This window comes from Thermaerobacter sp. FW80 (assembly GCF_004634385.1).
GTDB classification, from domain to species: domain Bacteria; phylum Bacillota; class Sulfobacillia; order Thermaerobacterales; family Thermaerobacteraceae; genus Thermaerobacter; species Thermaerobacter composti.
Genome location: NZ_CP037895.1, coordinates 2596024 through 2618218, shown reverse-complemented (window position 1 = coordinate 2618218; position 22195 = coordinate 2596024). Strand labels below are relative to the sequence as shown.

17 protein-coding genes are annotated in these 22195 nt (G+C 74.5%); 9 read left to right on the top strand and 8 right to left on the bottom strand.

The features are described from left to right. Positions 1-26 precede the first annotated feature (26 nt). The 3 genes from E1B22_RS10880 to E1B22_RS10870 are packed head-to-tail and all read right to left on the bottom strand — an operon-like array spanning position 27 to position 3213. Entirely contained in the window at positions 27-1238 is a 1212-nt protein-coding gene (locus E1B22_RS10880; protein ID WP_135225672.1) for a DUF4097 family beta strand repeat-containing protein, read from the bottom strand. Further along, the gene (locus E1B22_RS10875) at positions 1235-1726 is read right to left on the bottom strand and encodes a DUF2089 domain-containing protein (RefSeq protein ID WP_135225671.1); all 492 of its coding nucleotides are present in this window, start codon (positions 1724-1726) and stop codon (positions 1235-1237) included. The genes E1B22_RS10880 and E1B22_RS10875 overlap by 4 nt, the downstream gene beginning before the upstream one ends. After that, complete coding sequence (locus E1B22_RS10870; RefSeq protein ID WP_256369310.1) at positions 1723-3213, bottom strand: MFS transporter; 1491 nt, start codon at positions 3211-3213, stop codon at positions 1723-1725. Before E1B22_RS10870 ends, E1B22_RS10875 begins: the two co-directional genes overlap by 4 nt. A 317-nt stretch (positions 3214-3530) precedes the next feature. Here E1B22_RS10870 and E1B22_RS10865 point away from each other — a divergent pair, with 317 nt between their 5' ends. Beyond that, positions 3531-4487 (top strand): TIGR01777 family oxidoreductase, encoded by a 957-nt coding sequence (locus E1B22_RS10865; RefSeq protein ID WP_135225670.1) that lies wholly within the window; start codon positions 3531-3533, stop codon positions 4485-4487. A gap of 49 nt (positions 4488-4536) precedes the next feature. On the opposite strand, the gene E1B22_RS10860 is transcribed toward E1B22_RS10865, so the two are convergent. The 4 genes from E1B22_RS10860 to proC form a co-directional block, all read right to left on the bottom strand. Further along, the gene (locus E1B22_RS10860; RefSeq protein WP_135225669.1) at positions 4537-5898 is read right to left on the bottom strand and encodes a class I SAM-dependent rRNA methyltransferase; all 1362 of its coding nucleotides are present in this window, start codon (positions 5896-5898) and stop codon (positions 4537-4539) included. Positions 5899-5960: 62 nt separating this feature from the next. Then, positions 5961-6671 (bottom strand): PaaI family thioesterase, encoded by a 711-nt coding sequence (locus tag E1B22_RS10855; protein WP_167758918.1) that lies wholly within the window; start codon positions 6669-6671, stop codon positions 5961-5963. After that, positions 6668-6988 (bottom strand): 4a-hydroxytetrahydrobiopterin dehydratase, encoded by a 321-nt coding sequence (locus tag E1B22_RS10850; protein WP_135225668.1) that lies wholly within the window; start codon positions 6986-6988, stop codon positions 6668-6670. Before E1B22_RS10850 ends, E1B22_RS10855 begins: the two co-directional genes overlap by 4 nt. A gap of 592 nt (positions 6989-7580) precedes the next feature. Next, positions 7581-8453 (bottom strand): pyrroline-5-carboxylate reductase, encoded by an 873-nt coding sequence (proC, locus tag E1B22_RS10845; protein ID WP_135225667.1) that lies wholly within the window; start codon positions 8451-8453, stop codon positions 7581-7583. 824 nt (positions 8454-9277) lie between these two features. Between proC and E1B22_RS10840 the strand changes: the two genes are divergently transcribed. The 8 genes from E1B22_RS10840 to erpA all read left to right on the top strand — a co-directional run bounded on the left by E1B22_RS10840 (position 9278) and on the right by erpA (position 19021). Continuing rightward, complete coding sequence (locus E1B22_RS10840) at positions 9278-10387, top strand: amino acid ABC transporter substrate-binding protein (protein WP_243123372.1); 1110 nt, start codon at positions 9278-9280, stop codon at positions 10385-10387. A 149-nt stretch (positions 10388-10536) separates the two neighbouring features. Next, complete coding sequence (locus tag E1B22_RS10835) at positions 10537-11715, top strand: amino acid ABC transporter permease (protein WP_135225665.1); 1179 nt, start codon at positions 10537-10539, stop codon at positions 11713-11715. Next, positions 11716-12822 (top strand): amino acid ABC transporter permease, encoded by a 1107-nt coding sequence (locus E1B22_RS10830; RefSeq protein ID WP_135225664.1) that lies wholly within the window; start codon positions 11716-11718, stop codon positions 12820-12822. Positions 12823-13169: 347 nt separating this feature from the next. Next, entirely contained in the window at positions 13170-13898 is a 729-nt protein-coding gene (locus E1B22_RS10825; RefSeq protein WP_135226111.1) for an amino acid ABC transporter ATP-binding protein, read from the top strand. 297 nt (positions 13899-14195) lie between these two features. Next, positions 14196-15410, top strand: coding sequence for an NAD(P)/FAD-dependent oxidoreductase (locus tag E1B22_RS10820; RefSeq protein ID WP_135225663.1), 1215 nt, complete (start codon positions 14196-14198; stop codon positions 15408-15410). Between the two features lie 407 nt (positions 15411-15817). Beyond that, positions 15818-17611 carry a 2-oxoacid:acceptor oxidoreductase subunit alpha gene (locus E1B22_RS10815; protein ID WP_243123371.1) on the top strand — a complete coding sequence of 598 codons (1794 nt, stop codon included), beginning with the start codon at positions 15818-15820 and terminating at the stop codon, positions 17609-17611. After that, on the top strand, positions 17604-18464 hold the full coding sequence (locus E1B22_RS10810; protein WP_135225662.1) for a 2-oxoacid:ferredoxin oxidoreductase subunit beta: 861 nt from the start codon (positions 17604-17606) through the stop codon (positions 18462-18464). The genes E1B22_RS10815 and E1B22_RS10810 overlap by 8 nt, the downstream gene beginning before the upstream one ends. Positions 18465-18646: 182 nt before the next feature. Further along, positions 18647-19021 (top strand): iron-sulfur cluster insertion protein ErpA, encoded by a 375-nt coding sequence (erpA, locus tag E1B22_RS10805; protein ID WP_135225661.1) that lies wholly within the window; start codon positions 18647-18649, stop codon positions 19019-19021. A 238-nt stretch (positions 19022-19259) separates the two neighbouring features. On the opposite strand, the gene cimA is transcribed toward erpA, so the two are convergent. Beyond that, complete coding sequence (gene cimA, locus E1B22_RS13530) at positions 19260-21404, bottom strand: citramalate synthase (RefSeq protein WP_243123370.1); 2145 nt, start codon at positions 21402-21404, stop codon at positions 19260-19262. Positions 21405-22195: the final 791 nt, after the last annotated feature.

The window sequence follows — 22195 nt, the reverse complement described above, 5'->3', positions numbered from 1 at the left end:
TCCAACGTGCCCACGGGCTTCCAAGGCTATGCATGGGGAGCGGAGCCATGGTCGGCGGGGCCTCCGGCGTCCCGGGGGGACTGCGGATGGTCCGGCGGCGCTTCGGGGCCCCCGGCCCCCGGGCCTTGCCCCGGGGCCGGCGCTCCGCCGGACGATTCCAGGACCCGGAGCCAGTGGTCGGCCTCTTGCACCGTCAACTCGCCGCGGGCCAGGGCCTCCAGCACTTGGCGCGGGTGGCGATAGGGTGCGGCCATGCTTCCGGCGGGTCGTCCCGTGCCGGCGTCTTCGCCCTGGGGGGCACCGGGCCCACCGTCCCCCTCCCCGCGGCTCTCCCCGGCCGGCCCCCCGCTGCCTTCGACAGCCCGCTCCGAACCTCCCGGGGTGGCCGCGCAGGACGGGTGCTGGGCAACGGAGCCCTGCCCCCAGGGCTGGGCGCCGTAACCCACCACGCGGATGGTGCCCGCTCCCGTGGTGACCTCGATGGCCCCGTCCCCGGGGCCCAGGGCGTCGACGACCCGCTGGCCCAGCCCTCCCCGCCGCCCCACGTGGATGCCGCCGGGCAGGTGGATCGTCCCGGCGCCGGTCTGCAGCTCCACGCGCCCGCCGCGCACGCCGGTCAGGTCGAGGATCACGTCGCCGAACCCGGACCGGGCCTGGACGCGGGCGGACCCCTGGTTGCGGGGCCGGAGGTCGACGGACCCGGCGCCGGTGGTCACCTCGGCCTGCACCGCGATCTCCGCGTCCAGGTGCACGTCGCCCGCGCCGGTGCGGATGCGCAGCCGGTCCAGGCGTCCACCGCGGACCGTCACCTCGCCGGCCCCGGTCTGCACGTCCAACTCCCCTCGCTGAGCCATGAGCGTGACGTCCCCGGCTCCCGTGCGGATGCGCCACCGGCCGCGACAGCCCGAAGCCCGCAGGTCGCCGGCCCGCAGGTGGAGATCGGCCTCCACGTCCAGGTCCCGCAGGTCCAGATCCCCCGTGCAGCGCACCACCAGCACCTCGACGGCGGGGGGCAGGGTCAGGGTCAACGTCTCGGCGGGTCCGATCCAGCCGGCCCAGCGGCGGGGGTGGGGGGTCCGCAGGACCAGGCCGTCGCCCTCGCGCCGGGCCACGAGGGTGGCCGGCCCGTCCCAGGCCAGGGGGTGACCGGGACGGACCCGAACCGCCAGCCGCCCGCCGTGGATCTCCACCCGGCGGATGCCCTCCACCGGCCAGGAGCCGGTCGTCTGCGCCATCATCGCGTTTCCTCCCCCCCGTCCGGGCGGCCGGGGACGGGTCCCGCCCCCCGGGGCGAGGGACCGGCCTCCCCGGAAGCCACCCGGCTCAAGAGCACCAGCGCCTCGTCGACCGTCAGCTCGCCCCGGCGCACCCGCTCCAAGATGGCTTGCCGCGTTCCTCCGCGCTGGGAGGCGCCGTCGGACGAACCGGCCCCGCCCTCGCCGCCGGACGCCGTGGCAGGGCCGCCGAGGACGGCGATGACCTCGTCGAGCTTCTTGCGCACCGTCGGGTACGACACGCCCAGCAGCCGTTCCATCTCCCGCAGGTTGCCGGCCGCCCGCAGGAACAGCAGGGCGAAGCGCCGCTGCTCCGGGTCCAGCCGATCGAACGGGCTCAGGCGGTAGCGGGAGCGGATCTGGGTCTCGCAGGCCGGGCAGGCCACCTCCCGGACCTCCAGGTCGTGACCGCAATGGGGACAGCGGGCGGGCACCTCGAAGGGGGGCGTCACCCCAGGCTCACCTCCCCGGTGGCTTGCGGCACCGTACCCCGGCCTCCGGCACCGGTGCGGTCCAGCAGGGTGCGCATCGCCGGCGCCCGCCACCAGGCGGCGGCCAGGGCGAGCACCGTCAGGGCGGTCGTCGCCGCGAAGACGGCGGGGACGGGCACGCGATCGGCCAGGATGCCGCCGGCCATCTGCCCCACGGGTTGCAGGATCATGGCGACGGTGTACAGCAGGCCGAACACCCGCCCGCGCAGCTCCGGGGCCACGGCCTCCTGCAGCATGGTCGTGGCGGCCACGTTGACCAGGGCGTTGGTCACGCCGAAGATCCAGCCGGCGGCGAGGCTGACGCCCAGCCAGCGACTGGAGCCGATGACGGTGCCCAGGACCGCCTGCAGGACGGCCAGCTGCACCCACGCCCGGGAGCGCCGTGGCACCCGGCCGGCTCCCGCCAGCACCCCGCCGGTCACGGCGCCGACGGCGAAGGACACCTCGAGCCAGCCCAGCGCCTCCGGCCCCCCGCGGAGCACCCTCTGCACGACCACGGGGATCAGGACGAAGGACGCGCTGAAGGCCAGGTTGAGCACCGAGACCAGGATGAAGAAGGGCCCGAGGTCGGGCCGCCCGAAGACGGCCGCCCATCCCTCCCGGAACTGGGCGGCGAAGGTGCGGCCGCCGGCGGGGCCGCCGCCGGTCACCCCGGCCGGGCTCGCCTTGGTGGAGGGGGCCTTCCAGGCGAGGGCGCCCGCCGCCACGATGGCCACGGCGGAGACGACGTAGGAGACGGCGTCCACCAGGGCGGCCCAGCCCGGATGCCGGCTGGCCAGGACGCCGCCCATGGCGGGGCCGGCGATCCGCCCGAGGCTCTCGCCCGTGGCCACCAGGCCGTTGGCCGCCGCCAGCTGCGACGCCGGCACCAGTTCCGGCCAGATGGCGCTGCTCAGGGGCATGAACAGCGCCAACCCCGCCGCATCCAGGGCCAGCAGGGCGAGTACCGTCGGGATCGTCGCCCGGCCGGTGAAGAGCAGGACGGCCAGGGCGGCCATCACCAGCCCGCGGCCGATCTCCAGCGCCAGGAAGAACCGGCCCCGATGCCAGCGGTCGACGAGGACGCCGGCCGGCAGCCCCACCACGGCCACGACCAGGGTGACCACCGCATTGGCGCCGGCCATCCACCGGGCGGAGCCGGAGCTCTCCAGGATCCACCACTGGATGGCCATCATGCTGGCCATGCCCCCGGCCACGGACACGATCCGGGCCAGCCAGAGGACGACGAAGGGCTGTTGGCGCCAGAGGGAGGGGGTGGCCGGGCCTGGGCCTGCCGGGCCTTGGGGGCTCGGAGGGCTCGGCGGGGGCGGCGCGGTCGGTGCGGGCGGTGGGGGCGGTGGGGGCGGTGTCGCCGGGACCTCCCCGCATGGCGCCCCCGCATGGGGAGGGCGCTCGGAGGGGGTCGGCGTGGCAACGGCGGACGCCTCCGCCGGTACGGGCGCGCCCATACGCGCGTGCGTGGGGGTGTCGGTCACAGGGCTTCCTCCTCGCGGGCAGAGGCTTACGCGACAATCGTGATCCCTAGATTGAATGATGTCAAGATCCAAATTAGAAATCTTAATTATCGCCGTGGAATGGTGACGGGACCGGGCGGTTCCGCGGGTGGTTCGGCTTCAGGCGCACGACGCAGGGGGCCAGGGCAGGGGCTTTTGGCCCCGCGGCGAACCCCGAGCACGGATCGCCGACGAACCACCCATGACGGGGCGTCGCCGACGGCGGCCCCGCGGGCGGTGGCGGGGGGACGGGTTCGAGGAGGGGACGAAGGGTGCGGGTGGTGATCGCGGGCGGGACGGGCCTGATCGGGTCGGCCCTGGCCCGTTGGCTCCAGCGGGAAGGACGCGAGGTGATCGTGCTGACCCGGTCGGCGGCGGCCTCGGGGGTCGGCGGGGGTGGCGGGTCCGGAGTGGGCGACGGCCGGTTGCGGCACGTCGCCTGGACGGCGGCCCCGGTGCGCCCCGGCGAGCCCCGGCCGCCCTGGTGGGAGGCCGTCGCCGGCGCCGCGGCCGTGGTCAACCTGGCGGGTGCGTCCATCGCCGCCGGGCGGTGGACCCCGCGCCAGAAGCAGCGGATCCGCGAGAGCCGCCTGCAGGCCACCCGCGCCCTGGTGCAGGCCATCGAGGCCGCGGAGCCCCGGCCGGCGGTGCTGGTCAGCGGATCGGCGGTGGGCTACTACGGGCCCCGGGGCGACGAGGTGGTCGACGAGGCGACCCCGGCGGGGGACGACTTCTTGAGCCACGTCTGCGTCACCTGGGAGGCCGAGGCCCGCAAGGCCGCGGCCGCCGGCGTGCGGGTGGCCCTGGTGCGCACGGGGCTGGTGCTGGCCCGGGAGGGTGGCGCCCTGCCGCGGCTGGTCCTCCCCTTCCGGCTGGGCGCCGGCGGGCCGCTGGGCAGCGGCCGGCAGTGGATGCCCTGGATCCACCTGGACGACCTGGTGGCCCTGCTGGTCTTCCTCATCGAGCGGCCGGGCCTGGAGGGCCCCTTCAACGGCACGGCCCCCAACCCCGTGAGGAACCGGGACTTCGCCCGCAGCCTCGGCCGGGTGCTGGGCCGGCCGTCCTGGTTGCCAGCGCCGGCCTTCGCCCTGCGCCTGGCCCTGGGCGAGATGGCCGATGCCCTGCTCCTCAGCGGCCAGCGGGCGGTGCCGCGGCGCGCCCAGCAGGCGGGCTTCCGGTTCCGGTTCCCCGAGGTCGAACCGGCCCTGCGCGACCTTCTCGCCCGCTAGGCGCCCCGGGCCGGTCCGGGATCCGCGGCGCCAAGGCCGGCGGACGGCCTCACCAGACCTCGAGCACGTAGCACTTGAGGTAGTCGCTCTCGCCGGCTCCCAGCAGCACCGGGTGGTCCGGTGCGGCTCCCCGCCGCTCGAGGATCCGCACCCGGCGCCCCACGTCCCGCGCCGCATCGAGCAGCATCGCTTCGAACAGGTCGCGGGTCATGGGGTAGGAGCACGAGCAGGTCACCAGGATGCCCCCGGGCGGCAGCATCTTCATGGCCCGCAGGTTGATCTCCTTGTACCCGCGGTAGGCACCCGGCAGGGCCTGGCGGTTCTTGGCGAAGGCCGGCGGGTCGAGGACGACCACGTCGTAGCGATCGCCGTCGGCCGCCCGCGCCCGCAGGAAGTCGAAGGCGTTGGCGTGGTGGAAGGACACCGGGGCCTCGGGGTCGGCCGCGGCGAAGGGGGCGTCGCCCGGTCCGCGTCCAGCCCGGGTGGCGTCGGCCCCACCGCCCTCGCCGGACCCGGGGGACGCAGCCGCCGCCCCCCGGTCCCGCAGCATCCGGCGCACCCGTTCCACGTTGGTGCGGGCCACGGCCAGGGCCCCCTCGTGGATGTCCACCGCCACCACCTCCCGCGCCCCGTAGGCCAGGGCATGGCACGCGAAGGCGCCCGTGTGACAGAAGACGTCCAGCACCCGGGCGCCCGCCACGTACCGCCGCAGGGCGGCCCGGTTGTCCCGCTGGTCGAGGAAGTGCCCGGTCTTGTGGCCCTCGGCCACGTCGACCACCAGGGGCAGGCCGTTCTCGCGGATCGTCACCCGCGGGTCGCAGCGACCGTGGAGGAAGCCGGTCTTCTGGGGCAGGCCCTCCAGCTCCCGCACCGGCACGTCGTTGCGCTCGTAGATCCCGCGGGGGGCCTCCAGCTCGGCCAGGAGGTCGACGAGCACCGGCTGCCACCGATCGATCCCCAGCGCCAGCGTCTGCACCACCAGCACGTCGGCGAACCGGTCGACGATCAGCCCGGGCAGGAGATCCGCCTCGGCGAAGACCAGCCGGAAGCTGTCGGTGTCGGGGTGCGCGGCCTCGAGGCGACGGCGCAGGGCGAGGGCCCGCTCCAGCCGTCCCCGGAAGAAGGCCCGGTCGATGGGTTCGTCGGGGTCGGTCGTCAGCAAGCGCACGAAGATCATCGAGCGCGGGTTGATGTAACCCTTGCCGACGAACCGGCCCCTGACGTCGACCACCCGGACCACGTCGCCGGGGTCGTACGCGTCGTCGCTGACCGTGTAGACGTCGGTGCGGTAGACCCAGAGGCGGCCTCGCCGCAGGGGCGCGTCGCGCCCCGGCTTGAGCCGCACCTCGGTGCGACGTTCCCGCGGGAGATCCGGTGCCGCGGGTGGGGTGGCACGGGTCGACGACGACAAGGGCAACCCCTCCGTGGGGCGCGACCGGTGGCGCGCCGGCTGCCGCCACCGGTCTCACCGCCTCATGGGTTCGTCGGATGGGGCCCGACGTCGGGGGGCGCGGGCGGGCCGGCGGCGCGGGCCGGGCCCCGGGGGCCGGGTCCCCTCGGCTCGCCGCCGGGATCGCCGCCGGCCCTGCGCGCCGGCGGCTGGGCGTGCCGGGCGGCCGGTTCGTCCCCAGGCCGCCGCTGCAGGGCGTAGCTGCCCTGGGCCGTGGCCACCAGGCGCCCGCGCTCGTCCCAGACGTCAGCCTGGGCGAAGGCGATGCGGCCACCGAGGCGCAGCACCCGCCCCTCGGCGCGGACGCTGCCGGTGGCCGGTTCGAGGAAGCGGATCGAGAGCTCGATGGTGCCGCCGATGCGGTCACCGCGCGGCAACGCCGACAGGATGGCGTTGCTCATGGCGCCGTCCACCAGCGTGGCCAGGGCGCCCCCGTGGACGTTGCCGAACCGGTTGCCCACCTCGGGCCGGGCGGGCAGCAAGAGCACAGCGCGACCCTCCGCGGCGGCCACCACCCGGATGCCCACGTGCCGGCGGAAGGGGATGGCGTCGTCGGGGTGTTCGGCGGCCGGCGCCGTCGGCCCGGCCACGTCCTCCCGTGGGGACGCCGGGTCGGCCCGCCGCGCCGGCGCCCCTGCCGACCCGGGCGTCCCCTCGGCGGCGATGGAGGGGGGCGCCCCATTCCCGCCCCCGGCGCCCGGGGCCACGTCCCGACGGTCCCGCCAGGCCCTCATGGGGCGGACGCCGCCTCCCCGGCGCCCCGCCAGCGGGCGGTGTGCCGGTCGATGGCCCCCGCCAGCTCGAAGTCCCGGTCCGTCAGCCCGCCGGCGCTGTGGGTGGTCAGGGTCAGGGTGACCTGACGATAGCGGATGTCCACGTCGGGGTGGTGGTTCATCCCCTCCGCCAGGGCGGCCACCGCGTTGACGAAGAAGACGGCATCGCGGAAGGTCGCCAGCCGGTAGGTGCGCCGGATCGCGTCGCCGGTGCGCTCCCATCCCGGCAGCGCCGCCAGCCGCTGGCGGATCGCCGCTTCGTCCAGCCGCTGGACCATCCTCCTGCCTCCTCGCCGGGTCCCGTCTCCTTCTCCCCCGAGGGGACCGTCCCCTCATCCGCCGCGGCGGCGACGGGCGGGCCGGCGCCGGCCGGCCCGCCCTCCCTCCAGACCGCGGCCCCGCTCCCCCAGGCCTACAGGGGTGCGACCCGCCTCCGGTCCACCGCGGACGGGGCGAACTCCACCGCGAACGGGCGGACTCCACCGCCGAGCGGACGGGCTCCACCGCGGATCGTGTGGGCCCCACTGCGGATCGGGCAGGCGGTCACCCCCACGTCCAGCCGACGGGGATGGCGACCGCTTCCCTTCCCCCGGGGGAGGGCGGCCCCGCCACGTCCGACCGCCGGGGGTGCGATCGCCATGCAGCCCTCGCGGACCGCCCCTCGCGCTCCCCCTCATGGTACACCAAGGTGGCCCCCGGTGGCGGCCCCACACCGCCCTCCACCAAGGGACCCGGCTGGCGGCCCGCCGGAGCCTGGCGACGGGGGGCGCCCGCCGGCAGGGGCCGCCGTGGGGGAGGGGGTGACGGGGCGGGAGCAGGGGGCAGGGGCCTCCGTGCCCCGGGGTCGCGCGCCGTCCAGCCGACGGGAGGTTAGCTCCCCATGGCGGCGGCGCGCGCCCTCGCGTGGTCGGGACCGTCGTCGGCGACCAGGGCGGCCAGCTCCGCCGAGCGGGCGGCGGCGCGGTTCACCGCGCGGCGGACCGCCGCGGGCATGGCCATCTCCTCCAGGACGGCGATGGCCGCCGCGGTGGTCCCGTTGGGCGAGGTCACCTGGCGGCGCAGCTCGGCGGGCGAGAGGCCGGTGTGCCGCAACATGCTCCCGGCCCCGACCACCGTCCCCACCGCCAGGTCCCGGGCGACCCCGTCGGGCAGGCCCAGGTCGCGGGCGGCCTCCAGCATGGCCTCGACCAGCAGGTACACATAGGCCGGTCCGCTGCCGCTGAGAGCGGTCACGGCGTCGAAGGCCTCCTCCCCGACCTCCACCGTGGTGCCCACCTGGTCGAACAGCCACCGCACCCGGTCGAAGGCGGCGGGGCTGCAGGTGGGGGCGGCGCAAAGGGCGGTGACCGCCTGCCGCAACCGGCTGGCGGTGTTGGGCATGGCCCGCACCAGGTGGGGCTGGCCGGGCAGGCGCCGCGCCATGGCCTCCAGCCGGATGCCCGCGGCCACCGAGACCACGGCGACCTCGGCCCCCAGATGGGGTGCCACCTGCTCCAGCGCTGTGGCCATGTCGACCGGCTTGACGGCCATCACCACGACCTGCGCCCCCTGGAGGACCGCCGCCTTGTCCCGGGCCGTCCGCACGCCGTAGCGGTCGGCCAGCTCGGCCAGGCGCTGGTCGTTGCGCCGGTTGGTCACCGCGATGGCCTGGGGCGCCAGCCCCGCCTCGATCCACCCGGCGATCAGGCACTCGGCCATCTTGCCCGCTCCGATCAGCGCCACGGTCGTATCGGACTGCGCCACCGATCGCCACCTCCTCGCAGCGAAACCCGTCCCTGGGGCCGATCCGGCGCAGGGAAGGAAAAACCCCCGCCGGGCAAGGGCGGGGGTACCGCGGTACCACCTTGCTTCACCGGATCGCAGCGGGCAGCGGGCCAGGGCGTGCGGGCCGCCCCGCCGCGACCGGTCTCGAGGGACGCGCCCCTGGGCGCGTCCCCTTGCCCGCGTAACGGGCGGGCGCCGGTGCGGTTCGGGCCGTGCGCACCGGGGTCGGCGGGCGTCGGGTTAGACGCCCCACCGCCGAACTCGCTGCGGCCGTTGCCGCACGGCTCGGGGGTGGGTCGGGGCGGGGACCGGGCCGGCCCTCCCAGCCGCCGGGGCCGGCTCTCTGCACCGGACCGGGGCCGCCCCTGGGCCCCCTCATCGCCGTCGTCGATGGGCTGTTTTCGCTTATTTATACACGGCGGCCGCCTCCCATACAAGACCGGATCCGTGGCCGCGACCCCCGCGCAACCGGATCCGTGGCCACGACCCCGGCCGGAGACGGCGGGATCCGAGACCCCGCGCGGCACGACCGGGACCGCCCGCGCGGCGCGACCCGGACCGCCGTCGTGGCACGGCCGGGACCGCCCGGGTGCACGACGGGGGGATCCGCGAGGGGGACCGCCCGGGCGCACGACGGGGGATCCGCGACCGCGACCGCCCCGGCGCACGACGGGGACGCCCCGCGGACGGCAGGGTTCGCCGATTCGCTGGCGAAACGCTAGAGTCGTCGCCGAATCCCGGCGATGGCGGGCCGCGGCGTGACCCCCGGCCCGCGGATTCCGCGACGTCCCAGCTCTCTGGGGGTGGTCTTTTTGTCGTTTCGACGCGTGCGGCGGTTCGCGGCGGCGCTGGTGGCCACCGTGGCGGTGGTGGCCACGGCGTGTTCCAGCGGCGGCTCGCAACCGGCCGGTTCCTCCGGAGCGGGTGGAGCCGGGGGCGGTGGCGAGGGCTCGCAGGCCGGCCAGAGCCGGCTGCAGGTGGTCTTGCAGCGGGGCAAGCTGATCTGCGGCGTCAACGGGCAGCTGCCCGGTTTCAGCTACCTCGACCCGAGCGGGAAGATGACCGGCTTCGACGCCGACTTCTGCCGGGCCATCGCGGCCGCGCTGTTCGACGACCCCGAGGCCGTCGAGTTCCGGCCCCTGAGCGCCCAGGAGCGGTTCACCGCCGTCCAGTCCGGCGAGGTGGACGTCCTGATGCGGAACACCACCTGGACCCTGGGGCGCGACACCGTCAACGGCATGGAGTTCGCCCCGACCACCTTCTACGACGGGGGCGGCATCATGGTCCGCAAGGACCGCAACGTCAAGGACCTCAAGGACCTGGACGGCGCCACCATCTGCGTCCTGAGCGGGACCACCAACGAGATGGTGCTGACCGATCGGATGCGGGCGCTGGGCGCCAGCTTCACGCCGAAGACCTTCGAGGACGTCGACCAGCTCTACGCGACCTACGAATCCGGCGGCTGCGACGCCGTCACCAGCGACAAGTCGCAGCTGGCCGGCCGGCGGGCGACCCTGTCGAACCCCGACGAGCACGTGATCCTCGACGAGACGCTGTCCAAGGAACCCCTGGGGCCGGCCGTCAAGAACAACGACTCGGCGTGGTTCGACGTGGTCAAGTGGGTGGTCTTCGCCACGATCCAGGCGGAGGAGTTCGGCATCACCTCCCAGAACGTCGACGAGTTCAAGAACAGCGACAACCCCGACATCCGCCGCTTCCTCGGGGTGGAGGGCGAGCTCGGCAAGGGGCTCGGCCTCAGCAACGACTTCGCCTACCGCGTGATCAAGCACGTGGGCAACTACGGGGAGATCTACGACCGCAACCTGGGTCCGAACACGCCGTTCAAGCTGGAGCGCGGGCTCAACGAACTCTGGACCAACGGCGGCCTGCTGTACGCGCCGCCCTTCCGGTGATCCCGGCCGCCGGCGCCTGACGAGGGCACGGACGCGGCGCCGCGCGGTCCCCGAGGGTCGCGCCATCCCCGAGGGTCCCGGAGGGCCGGATGTCCTGGACGGCGGGGGAACCGGGCGGTTCCCCCGCCGCATCCGAAGGAGGGGGGTCCATGGCGACGAGGCCCACCCGACCGGTGCGGGCCGGGGTGGGCGACATCCGCCGGCGACGGCTGCTGATCCAGGCTGCGGTGGTGGCGGCCGTCGTCGTGGTGGGGGCCTACCTGGCCGGCAACGTCCAGCGGAATCTCCAGCAGCTGGGCATCACCCCGGGATTCGACTTCCTCCGGCATCCCGCCTCCTTCGCCATCGGCGAGACGTCCATCCCGTACCAGGCCTCGGACCCGTACGGGCGGGCCTTCCTGGCCGGCCTGGTCAACACCCTGCGCGTCTCGGTGCTGGGGGTGGTGCTGGCCACCGTCCTGGGGGTGACGGCCGGCCTGGCCCGCCTGTCGGCCAATGGGCTGGTGCGCCTGATGGCAGGCCTCTACGTGGAGGTCGTCCGCAACACCCCGCTGCTGCTCCAGCTCTTCTTCTGGTACGGGGCCATCGTCTACACCCTGCCGCCGGCGGCGCAGGCCGTGGCCCTGCCGGGCCCGGTGTTCCTGATGAACCGCGGGGTGGTGGTGCCCGCACCGCGACCCGGGCCCGGCTTCGGCGCCGCCCTGGCCCTGGTGGCGGCCGGCCTCATCGCAGCGGCGGTGGCGTACCGCACCCTGCTGCGGCGGCGGGTGGAGGAGGGCCGGGAGACCCGGCCGGGCCTGGTGGCGGTGGCGCTGGTGGCGGCCTCGCTGCTGGCCGCCGTCGTCCTGGCCCCCGGCCAGCCCGTGGTCCTGGACCGGCCGCAGCTGGCGCGGTTCAACTTCCAGGGCGGCCTGGTGCTCTCGGCGGAGTTCTGCGCCTTGCTGCTGGCCCTGGTCATCTACACCGGGGCCTTCATCGCCGAGGTGGTACGGGGCGGCGTCCTGGCGGTGCCGCGGGGACAGTGGGAGGCGGCCCGGGCCCTGGGCCTGCCACCCCTGCTGGTGCAGCGGCTGGTGGTCTTCCCCCAGGCGCTGCGCATCATCATTCCGCCCCTGACGAGCCAGTACCTCAACCTGATCAAGAACTCGAGCCTGGCCATGGCCGTCGCCTTCCCCGACCTGCTCAACGTCAGCAGCACCATCGTCAACCAGACCGGCCGCACCCTGGAGGTCCTGCTGATGGTGGGGGCCACGTACCTGGCCTTCAGCCTGCTGACGTCGCTGCTGATGAACCTGTACAACCGCTCGCTGCGGCGGGGGGTGGCGTGAATGGACGAACCGGCGCTGCGCACGGCCTCCGTCGAGGCCATGCCGGCCGCCGGCGAGGCCGCGCCCCTGGCGTCCCCGCCGCCCCAGGCGCCGTGGCCGCGGCGGGTGGCCGCGTGGATCCGCGCCAACCTGCTGGCCACCTGGTACCACGGCGTGTTGACGGCGGTGTCCCTGGCGATCCTCATCGCCGCCGCGCGGGCTGTGGTGGCGTGGGCCGTCGGCCGCGCCCAGTGGGCCGTGGTCCGGGACAACCTGCTGCTGCTCCTGGTGGGCGCCTATCCCCGCCAACAGCTGTGGCGGGTGGGGGTGGCCCTCGGGGTGCTGGCGCTGCTGGTCGTGCTCAGCGGCCTCGCCTGGGTGGGCCCGACGCGCTGGCGGCGCTGGCAGATGGGGGTGGTGGGGGCGTGGGTGGTCCTGGTGCCGGCCGCCGTGGCCCTGGTCCTGTCCGTGCCGCGCACGGGTGGTGCGGGCACGGGCTACGGCCTGGTGCTCACCCTGGTGCTGGCCGTCGCCGGCATCACGCTGTCCTTCCCCCTGGGCGTGGCGCTGGCCCTGGGTCGGGTGAGCTCGCTGCCGGTGATCCGCGTCCTCGCCATCGCCTACATCGAGCTGGTGCGCGGCACGCCGCTGATGGTCGTCCTGTTCTTCTCCATGACCGCCCTGCCCCTCTTCCTGCCGCCCTCGGTGCGGCCGGACCTGGTCACGCGGGCGGCGGCGGGGCTCGTGCTCTTCACCGCCGCCTACGTGGCCGAAGCCGTGCGGGGGGGCCTGCAAGGGGTGCCGCGGGGCCAGATCGAGGCCGCCCAGGCGCTGGGATTGACCGGCTCGCAGGCGATGTTCCTCGTCGTCCTGCCCCAGGCGCTACGGGCGGTGATCCCCGCCCTGGTCGGCCAGTTCATCAGCCTCTTCAAGGACACGTCGCTGGTGGCGGTCTGGGGCCTCTTGGAGTTCGTCGGGGTGGCCCAGAGCGTGCTCTCGAACCCGGCCTACCTGGGCCGCCATGTGGAGGTGTACGCCTTCGTGGCGGCGGTGTACTGGGTCTTCTGTTACGGCATGTCCCTGGCCAGCCGGCGCCTGGAGCGACGGCTGGGCCTGGGCGAGCGGTGACGGAGGGCCGCCGGACCGCCGGACGGGTGCGGTGCGGACGAACCGGCCCCAGCGGGATGCCGTGTTCGTCCACCCGGTCGGGGTCCCGCCGCCCCCCAAGGGCTGGGGGGCCGCGGCGACGGAGCACCGCGGGGCTCGGACGGGTCGACGGTGGATCCGGTGGCCGGGGCGGCGGTGGGGGCGGGGCGGAGGGCGGGCACGGCGGGCATCGGGAAACGGAGGTGCGACCGTTGGCAAGGACCGGGATGAGGGGGGCGGGGTCGGCGACCCCCGGATCCGACGGGCCGCGCGGGCGCGAGCCGACGGGTCCCGGCCCGGGGACCGGGGCCGCCGCGGCCGCGCCACCCATGGTCATCTGCGAGGACGTGCACAAGTGGTTCGGTTCCGTCCACGTGCTCAAGGGCATCAGCCTCCAGGTGCGCCAGGGCGAAGTGGTGGTGATCATGGGCCCCTCGGGCTCGGGCAAGTCGACCTTCATCCGCACCATCAACGCCCTCGAGCCCATCCAGCGCGGCCGCATCGTGGTCGACGGCATCGAGCTCGGCCCCGACCCGCGTCGCATCGAGGCCGTGCGGCGGGAGGTGGGGATGGTCTTCCAGCAGTTCAACCTGTTCCCCCACCTGACGGCGCTGCAGAACGTCACCCTGGGGCCCGTGTGGGTCCGCCGCTGGCCGCGGCGCCGGGCGGAGGAGCTGGCTCTGGAGCTCCTGGCCCGGGTGGGCCTCGCCGAGCACGCCCACAAGTACCCCGCCCAGCTCTCGGGCGGCCAGCAGCAGCGGGTGGCCATCGCCCGCGCCCTGGCGATGCAGCCCAAGGTGATGCTCTTCGACGAGCCCACCTCGGCGCTGGACCCGGAGATGATCAAAGAGGTCCTCGACGTGATGCGCGAGCTGGCCGCCTCGGGCATGACGATGCTGGTGGTGACCCACGAGGTGGGCTTCGCCCGGGAGGTGGCGGACCGCATCGTCTTCCTGGACGAGGGCATGGTGCTCGAGGAGGCGCCGCCCGACCGCTTCTTCCGCGAGCCGGCCCACGAGCGGGCACGGCGGTTCCTCTCGCAGATCCTGCATCCCTGAGGGCGGCCGGGACCGCGCCGGCCGGGCCGCCTTCCTGCCGGCGACGGCGGCACGGCCGGGTGGCCGGACGGGCGGCGGACCCCGCGGGGGCGGTGGGCCCCGCCGGGGGGCCGTCGCCGGGGGCGGCGACGGACCGCGCCAGGAGGGGGCGGAGCGGGCCGGGGCCGACCGCGCCGGTCGGCATCTTGGGACGGGCGGCTGGTTGCGCCCCCCACCGCGGACCAACATAATGGATGTGGCATTCGCCCGCGGCGGGCCGCCCCGGGCGGGCGCCGGGGGCGGCGAGGAGGAGCGTCGATGGCCGACTCGAAGCGCTACGTCATCGTGGGCAACGGCGTGGCGGGCACCACGGCCGCCGAGACGTTGCGGAGGCTGGATCCCCACGGCCGGGTCACCCTCCTGGCGGCGGAGCCCTACCCGCTCTACAACCGGGTCTCCCTGCCCCACTACCTCAAGGGCACCGTCTCCGAGGACAAGGTCTTCATGCGCTCCGTCGAGCAGCATGCCCAGCGGGGCATCGACCTGCGGCTCGCGACGCGGGTCGTCGCCGTCCACCCCGACGAGCACGTGGTGGTGACGGACTCCGGCGAGGAGCTCCCGTACGACAGGCTGCTGGTGGCCACCGGCGGCCGTCCCCGGCACCTGCCGGCGCCGGGCGCCGACACCCCCGGCGTCTACTACTTCCAGACCCTCGACGACACGCGGGCCATGGTGGAGCGGCTGGCCACGGCCCGGCGGGCCGTGGTGGTCGGGGGGAGCTTCATCGCCTACGAGCTGGCGGAGGGCTTCCGGCGACGGGGCCTGGAGGTGGTGTGGCTGATCCGCGGGCCGCGGTGGCTGCGCCGCATCCTGGACGAGGACGGCGGCCGGTTGGTCGACCGGCTGGCCCGCGACCACGGGGTGGAGATCCTCTACGGCGAGGAGGTCGCCGCGGTCCACGCCGCCCACGGCACCGTCAAGGCGGTCACCACCACCGGCGGGCAGACCATCGAGGCCGACATGGTGGGCTGCGGCCTGGGCCTGGACTACCATACGGAGCTTTTGGCGGGCACCGCCGTGGAGATCCAGGGCGGGGTGGTGACCGACGAGTACCTGCAGACCAACGTCCCCGACATCTTCGCCGCCGGCGACGTGGCCCGCTTCTTCGACGTGTTCATCGGCCGGCACAACCAGATGGGCACGTGGAACAACGCCATGATGCACGGGCGGGTGGCGGCGGCCAACATGGCGGGCGCCCGGCGCCCCTACCGCGAGGTGCCCGTCTACTCCAGCGGCCTGTTCGACTCGAAGATCACGGCCATCGGCGCGACGCCGGAGAACCACCCGGAGGTGGAGGCCGTCTCCCACGTGGACTGGGAGAGCCGCCAGTACCAGCGCCTGTTCTTCCTCGAGGGGCGCCTGGTGGGCGCCGTGCTCATCGGCGACCTGCGCGCCCGGAAGAAGATCGTGGAGATGATCACCCAGGGGGCGACGGTGGACGACCCCAACCGCTTGATCCTGTCCTTGACCTGACGCGCCTGATGTCGGCCGCACCCGCCGGGCGGTGGACGAACCGGCCCGGCACGGAGGAGCCCGCGAGGCGCGGGACGAACCGGCCAGGCGATGGCGAGGCGATGGCGGGGCCCGGTGCGAACCGGGCCCCGCGTCTTCGTGCAAGGCGGGTGCCACCCATCCTGCACTGCGTGCCGCCCCCTGCAAGTCCCATGCCCGCCGCCTTGCGACCGGGACCGGGCGGGAGGGGACGCCGGGCGCGGGTGCCTCCCGCCCGGCCGGTTCGTCCCGGGGAGGGGGCGGGGCCAGCGGGCGGTTTGGGGTGGTGAACGGCATCGAAACGTCGGCGAACTGCCTGTCGGCGGCAGGAGCCGATGGCGTCATCGCCAACTGCTGTATACTGACGGTAGGGAAAAGGGGTGAGGGCCGTGGCCAAGGAGCTGCAGCGTCCTGCAACGGGCGCTCCCAAGACCTTGACGGGCGAGTTCAGCTGGAAGGTGGGCGGCCAGCAGGGCGAGGGCATCGACAGCACGGGCGAGATCGTGTCCCAGACGCTGAACCGGCTGGGGTACTACGTCTACCAGTACCGGCACTTCATGTCGCTGATCAAGGGCGGCCATACCAACTACAAGGTGCGGGCCGCCGACCACCTGATCCGCCATCACGGCGACGAGCTGCACATCCTCATCGCCTTCGACCAGAAGACCATCGACCACAACCTGCACGAGCTGGTGCGGGACGGCGTCATCGTCTACGACGACGCCTTCAAGGCCCGGGTCCCCGCCGAGCGGCAGGTGCGGGTCTACGGCGTGCCGCTGACGAGGATCGCCCGCGAGCTCGGCAACCCGATCATGAAGAACATGGTCGCCGTGGGCGTGACGGCGGCGCTGGTGGGCCTGCCGGTGGAGGAGTTCCGGCCGACCATCGAGGCCCGCTTCGGGGCCAAGGGCGACCAGGTGGTGGAGCTCAACATGGAGGCGCTGCGCCGCGGCTTCGAGTACGGCGCCCGGGAGATCGGCCAGGTGGCCACCCTGCCCCGGCGGCCCGAGGTGCGGCGGCGCCTGTTCATCTCCGGCAACGAGGCCTTGGCCTTCGGCGCCCTGGCGGCCGGCTGCCGGTTCCTGGCGGCCTACCCGATCACGCCGGCCACGGAGATCATGTACTGGTTCCTCAAGAACTTCCCCAAGTACGGCGGCGTGGTGGTCCAGGCCGAGGACGAGATCGCCGCGGTGAACATGGCCATCGGCGCCAACTACGCCGGCGTGCGGGCCATGACCTCGACCTCGGGCCCGGGCATCTCCCTGATGCAGGAGGCCGTGGGCCTGGCGGGCATGTCCGAGACGCCGCTGGTGGTGGTGGACGTGATGCGGGGCGGCCCGTCCACCGGCCTGCCGACGAAGACGGAACAGAGCGACCTCAACGAGCTCATCTTCGGCACCCATGGCGAGATCCCGCGCATCGTCCTCACCCCGGCGACGGTGGAGGACTGCTTCTACATGGCGGTGGAGGCCTTCAACCTGGCCGAGCGCTACCAGTGCCCCGTGTACCTGGTGAGCGACCTCTCCCTCGGCATGTCGCGCCAGTCCATCGACGGGCTGGACTACAGCCGGGTGCGCATCGACCGCGGCGCGCTCATCAGCCAGGAGGAGCTCGACGCCATGGAGCGGGGCGCCTACAAGCGGTACCTGGTGACCGAGTCGGGCATCTCGCCCCGCAGCCTGCCCGGCATGCGCAACGGCCGCTTCGTCGCCCTGGGCAACGAGCACGACGAGGCGGGCACCGAGGAGATCGAGGACACCTCCACCCGCGAGATCCAGATGAAGAAGCGCATGCGCAAGCTGGACGGCCTGGATCTCAGCGACTACGTGGACTACTACGGGGATGAACCGGCCGACCGGGTCGACCTCCTGGTGGTGGGCTGGGGCTCCACCATCGGCCGCATCCAGGAGGCCGTCGCGCGCCTGGAGGCCGACGGCTACAAGGTCGGCCACCTGCACCTGCGGGCGCTCTATCCGTTCCCCAAGGAGAAGGTCCGGCGCTACCTGGCGCCGGCGCCCAGGGTGCTGGTGGTGGAGAACAACTACACCGGCCAGCTGGCGGGCTATCTGCAGCGGGAAGTGGGCTTCCACGAGAAGCTCCACGGCTGCCGCAAGTTCAACGGCGACCCGTTCCTGGCCAGCGAGATCTACTCCCGGGCACGCGAGGTGTTGCTCCATGGCTAAGGTGGCGGACTTCAAGGCGGCTCGGCCCACGTGGTGCCCGGGCTGCGGCGACTTCGGCGTCCTCAACGCCCTGACGCGGGCGGTCGCCGACCTGGGGCTCGAGCCGGAGGAGGTCGTGGTGGTCTCGGGCATCGGCTGCTCGGGCAAGATCTCCCAGTACTTCGGCAGCTACGGCTTCCACGGGATCCACGGGCGGGCGCTGCCCATCGCCCAAGGCGTCAAGCTGGCCAATCGCGAGTTGACGGTGATCGCCGCGGGCGGCGACGGCGACGGCTACGGCATCGGTCTCAGCCACGTGATCCACGCCATCCGACGCAACGTGGACCTGACCTACATCGTCATGGACAACCACATCTACGGGCTGACCACGGGCCAGCTGGCGCCGACCAGCGACAAGGGCATGAAGACCAAGACGTCGCCCTACGGCTCGGTGGAGGAGCCCGTGCGGCCGCTGGAGCTGGCCCTGGGCCAGGGTTGCGGCTTCGTCGCCCAGGCCTTCTCCGGCGAGATCCACCACATGGCCGAGGTCTTCAAGAAGGCCATCCAGCACAAGGGCTTCTCCCTGGTCAACGTGTTCAGCCCGTGCGTGACCTTCAACAAGCTGAACACCTACGACTACTTCAAGGAGCGCCTCGTCAACCTGGACGAGGACCCGGACTACGACCGGCACGACCGGCAGGCGGCGCTGCGCAAGGTGATGGAGACCGGCGGCATGGTGATCGGCGTGATCTACGAGGCCGACAAGCCCACCTACGAGGAGCAGCTGCCCGGCTTCCCCGAGGAGGGCCTGGCGCGGCGGCCGCTGGAGCTGCAGCCGGACGACTACGAGGCGCTGGAGGCCCAGTTCGTCTGAGGCCCCGGGTTTCGTGGCCGCCGGCGAGCGGCGCCGAAGCTGGGCGACCACAGGCCGCCCCCGGCGGGGTCGACCGGTCTGGCCACGGGCGCCGAGCGGCGGGCCGGAGCTGTGCTATGCTGGAAGGGAAGGCGGGGCGGGGCCGGCAACCGGCCCCGCCCCGCCGCCCGGGAGGTGACACCGTGATCACGCTGACGCCGGAAGCGGCCAGCAAGGTCAAGGAGCTCCTGGCCGAGCGCCAGCGGGACGACCTGGCCCTGCGGGTGTTCGTCCAGCCCGGCGGGTGCAGCGGCTTCAGCTACGGCCTGGCCTTCGACTCGCAGCGCAACGACGACGACCAGGTGATCGAGCAGGACGGCATCCGCGTGGTGGTCGACGCGATGAGCGCCCGCTTCCTCAAGGGCGCCCGCATCGACTACGTGGAGTCCCTGTCGGGCTCGGGGTTCACGATCCACAACCCCAACGCCGTCCAGACCTGTGGGTGCGGCCAGTCCTTCCGCACCCGGGACGAGGCCGGCCAGCCCCGCTCCTGCGACGAGGCGGGCGCTGCGGTCTGACGCGGCGCCCGCCTCGTCCTGGCGGGAGGGCGGCCGGCGGCGGCCTGCCGCGGCGAAGCGCGGCGCCCGGGCGCGGGGGTGGCGTCGGCGTCACAGCCCCTCCGTGGGCCGCCCAGCGGCGACCAGCGGCGTCCCGCCGGCCTGGGCCGCGAGCGTCGGCGTCACAGCCCCTCCGTGGGGCCGCCCAGCGGGGCTCGCCGTCGGCTGCACGCCCGTCGGGGCGGCTCACCCGTCGCCGTTACGCCGGCCGCTCCGCCGCGCCCGGGGTCGGGCCGCTCGCCCGCCCCGGCGAACCGGCGGCGTCGGACCCGTAGCTTTCAGCGGCCGTAGGGCGCGGGTCGGGAAGGTGCGAGGGCCCGGCGCCCGATGCCGCAGGCGACGCGACGTGCAGACCGGCGGGCGGCGCACCTTCTAGAGCGTTGGGCGGTGCGCCGCCCCGATCGGCGGGCTGCGGCGCGTCCGAACCCTCGGGACCGACGGCCGGTGCGGGATCCGGACCGGTGGGCGGTGCGTCGTCGAGATTGGCGGACTGGGTGGCATCCGGGCCCGCCGATGGCGCGCCGTCGGGACCGACGGGCGATGCGGCGTGCGGATCCAGGGCCGGTGCGGCGTCGGGAGCGGCAGGCGGCGCCGCGGCCGCATGCAACCCCAGCAGGTAGCAGCACAGGCCGTCGGCCAGGGCCTGGCACGACGCCTCGACGATGTTGGTCGAGACGCCGACGGTGCCCCACCGCGCCTGCCCGTCGGTGCACTCCACCAGCACCCGCACCCGGGCGCCGGTGCCGGCGTCGCCCTCGAGCACCCGCACCTTGTAGTCCACCAGCCGGACCCGCCCCAGGTTCGGGTAGGCCTCGCGCAGCGCCTTGCGCAGGGCGGCGTCCAGGGCGTTGACCGGGCCGTTGCCCTCCGCCGCGGTGTGGATGACCCGGCCCCCGACCCGGACCTTGACGGTCGCCTCCGCCCGCGAGCCGACGCCGGATTCGTGGGCGGCGGTCACGCGGTAGGCTTCGACGACGAAGGGGATCCCGGCCGCGACACCTGCCGTCGCCGCCTGCCGGCGGTCCCGGGTGTCGCGCCCGGGGGGCGCGGCGGGGTCCGCACCCGACCCCTTCCCCGGTGCGCCGGGGCGGTCGGGCGGTGCTCCCCCGTCGGCATCCGGCCCGGAGCCGGGAGGGACGATCCCTTCGGCGGCGCCGGGGCGTCCGGCGGCCTGCCGCGCCTCCGGCACCCCCTGGCGCGCCTCCCAGGCCAGCAGGGCCAGGGTGCCCTCCGCCCCTTCGAACTGGTACCCCTGGTTCTCGAGCTCCTTGATCCGTTCCAGCAGACGGGCGAGAGCCGGTTCGTCCAGGTCGGAGCCCAGCACGTAGCGGAGGTTGGCGCGGCCGCTCAGCTCGGAGACCAGGACCCGGCGCCCGTTGCCCACCCGCGCGGGCTCCACGTGCTCGTAGAGGGCCGGTTCCTTGAGGAGGGCGGAGACGTGGATGCCCGCCTTGTGGGTGAAGGCGTTGGCGCCCACGTAGGGTGCCTCCTCGCGATGGGGCAGGTTGGCCACCTCGCTGACGAACCGGCTCAGGGCCGTGAGGCCGGCCAGGGCGCCGGGCGGCAAGCAGCGGCGGCCCATCTTGAGCTCCAGGTTGGCGGCGACGGTGAGCAGGTTGGCGTTGCCGCAGCGCTCGCCGTAGCCGTTGACGGTGCCCTGGACCATCCGGCACCCCGCCGCCACGGCGGCCAGGGAGTTGGCTACGGCGAGGCCGGCGTCGTCGTGGCAGTGGATGCCCAGGGGCGCGCGCACGCCTGCGGCCGCGGCCCGCACCGCCCGGGCGATGGCCTCGGGCAGGCTGCCGCCGTTGGTGTCGCACAGCACCAGCCAGTCGGCGCCGGCGGCGTCCGCCGCCGCGAGGACCGCCAGCGCGTAGTCCGGGTTGGCGGCGAAGCCGTCGAAGAAGTGCTCGGCGTCGAAGATCACCTCGCGGCCGTGCTCCTTGAGGAACGCCACCGTCTCCCGGACCATGGCCAGGTTCTCCGCGAGGGTGGTGCCCAGGGCGACGGTGACGTGCCGGTCCCAGGCCTTGCCGACCACGCAGACCGCCGGCGTGGCCGCGTCCAGGGCGGCGGTCAGGGCCGGGTCGTCCTGGACGCGCCGGCCGGGGCGACGGGTGCTGGTGAAGGCGACGAGCCGGGCCCGTTCCAGGGGCTGGTCCTGCAGGGCCCGGAAGAAGGCGGCATCCTTGGGGTTCGACCCGGGCCAGCCGCCCTCCACGTAGGGGATGCCGAAGGCGTCCAGCCTGCGCGCCAGCCGCACCTTGTCGGCCAGGGTCAGGTGGATCCCCGCGCGCTGGGTGCCGTCGCGCAGGGTCGTGTCATAGAGGATGACGTCGCCCATGGGGCTCACCTCCGGGGGGTCGAAAATGGAAAAGCCCCCGTCCCGAGGGACGGGGGCTTCGTCGCCTTCCGCGGTACCACCCTCATTGACCCTCGCCGCCGTGCCTGCGACCCCGGGCTGGGAAGGGTGCCGGCGCGACGGGATGGTCCCCTCGCCGGGCACGGCTCGCCGCCCGGGCCCTCGGCCGGCGGCCCTAGCCGCCGCGAAGCCGAGAAGCCGACCCCGCGAACCCGTCCGGACGAACCGGCGAGGCCGGCGGCCGGTCGGGCCGGCCCCCGGTCCCGGGGTCCGACGGTCGACGAGCGATGCCCTGTCTCGCTAACGGGAGAACCCGGCCGCGTCTACTGGGGCACGGCCCGGCCGCCGGCGACGGCCCGACCCGGGAAGCGTCGAAGCGTGCGGAGCCTCCCCGGCGGCCGGGCCGGGTCGCGGGGCCTGCGTGCCCGTTCGGGCGGCGGCGGGCCGGGGGGGACGCCGGCGATGCGGCCATCCCTGCCCGACCGGGGAGGGGATCTTCCCGCGGCACCGCCGGACGGGACTCGCAGCGCCAGGTCCCGCTCTCTGGCCGGCCGGTGGCCGGGTACTCGTCCTCCCCGACGCCGTTGGTCCAGATGGGGGCCGTGGGTGGCCCGTGTCAGGTGGCAAGGCGCCTCTCGGGCGCCGGGTCGGCGGCTTCGACTCCGCCGCGGTTTGGCGACTACTATGGGCGGTTTCGGCTCCGCTGTCAAGTCCTGCCCGATCGGGCGAGTCACCATCGTGTGGCCCGGGTCACGCTCGCCGGTTGGCCCGGG

What these genes read in the sequence shown, in the direction of transcription:
- E1B22_RS10880 (WP_135225672.1), bottom strand. Translation starts at nt 1,238, where the DNA reads ATGATGGCGCAGACGACCGGCTCCTGGCCGGTGGAGGGCATCCGCCGG.
- E1B22_RS10870 (WP_256369310.1), bottom strand. Translation starts at nt 3,213, where the DNA reads ATGGGCGCGCCCGTACCGGCGGAGGCGTCCGCCGTTGCCACGCCGACC.
- E1B22_RS10855 (WP_167758918.1), bottom strand. Translation starts at nt 6,671, where the DNA reads ATGAGGGCCTGGCGGGACCGTCGGGACGTGGCCCCGGGCGCCGGGGGC.
- E1B22_RS10850 (WP_135225668.1), bottom strand. Translation starts at nt 6,988, where the DNA reads ATGGTCCAGCGGCTGGACGAAGCGGCGATCCGCCAGCGGCTGGCGGCG.
- E1B22_RS10835 (WP_135225665.1), top strand. Translation starts at nt 10,537, where the DNA reads ATGGCGACGAGGCCCACCCGACCGGTGCGGGCCGGGGTGGGCGACATC.
- E1B22_RS10830 (WP_135225664.1), top strand. Translation starts at nt 11,716, where the DNA reads ATGGACGAACCGGCGCTGCGCACGGCCTCCGTCGAGGCCATGCCGGCC.
- E1B22_RS10825 (WP_135226111.1), top strand. Translation starts at nt 13,170, where the DNA reads ATGGTCATCTGCGAGGACGTGCACAAGTGGTTCGGTTCCGTCCACGTG.
- E1B22_RS10820 (WP_135225663.1), top strand. Translation starts at nt 14,196, where the DNA reads ATGGCCGACTCGAAGCGCTACGTCATCGTGGGCAACGGCGTGGCGGGC.
- E1B22_RS10810 (WP_135225662.1), top strand. Translation starts at nt 17,604, where the DNA reads ATGGCTAAGGTGGCGGACTTCAAGGCGGCTCGGCCCACGTGGTGCCCG.
- cimA (WP_243123370.1), bottom strand. Translation starts at nt 21,404, where the DNA reads ATGGGCGACGTCATCCTCTATGACACGACCCTGCGCGACGGCACCCAG.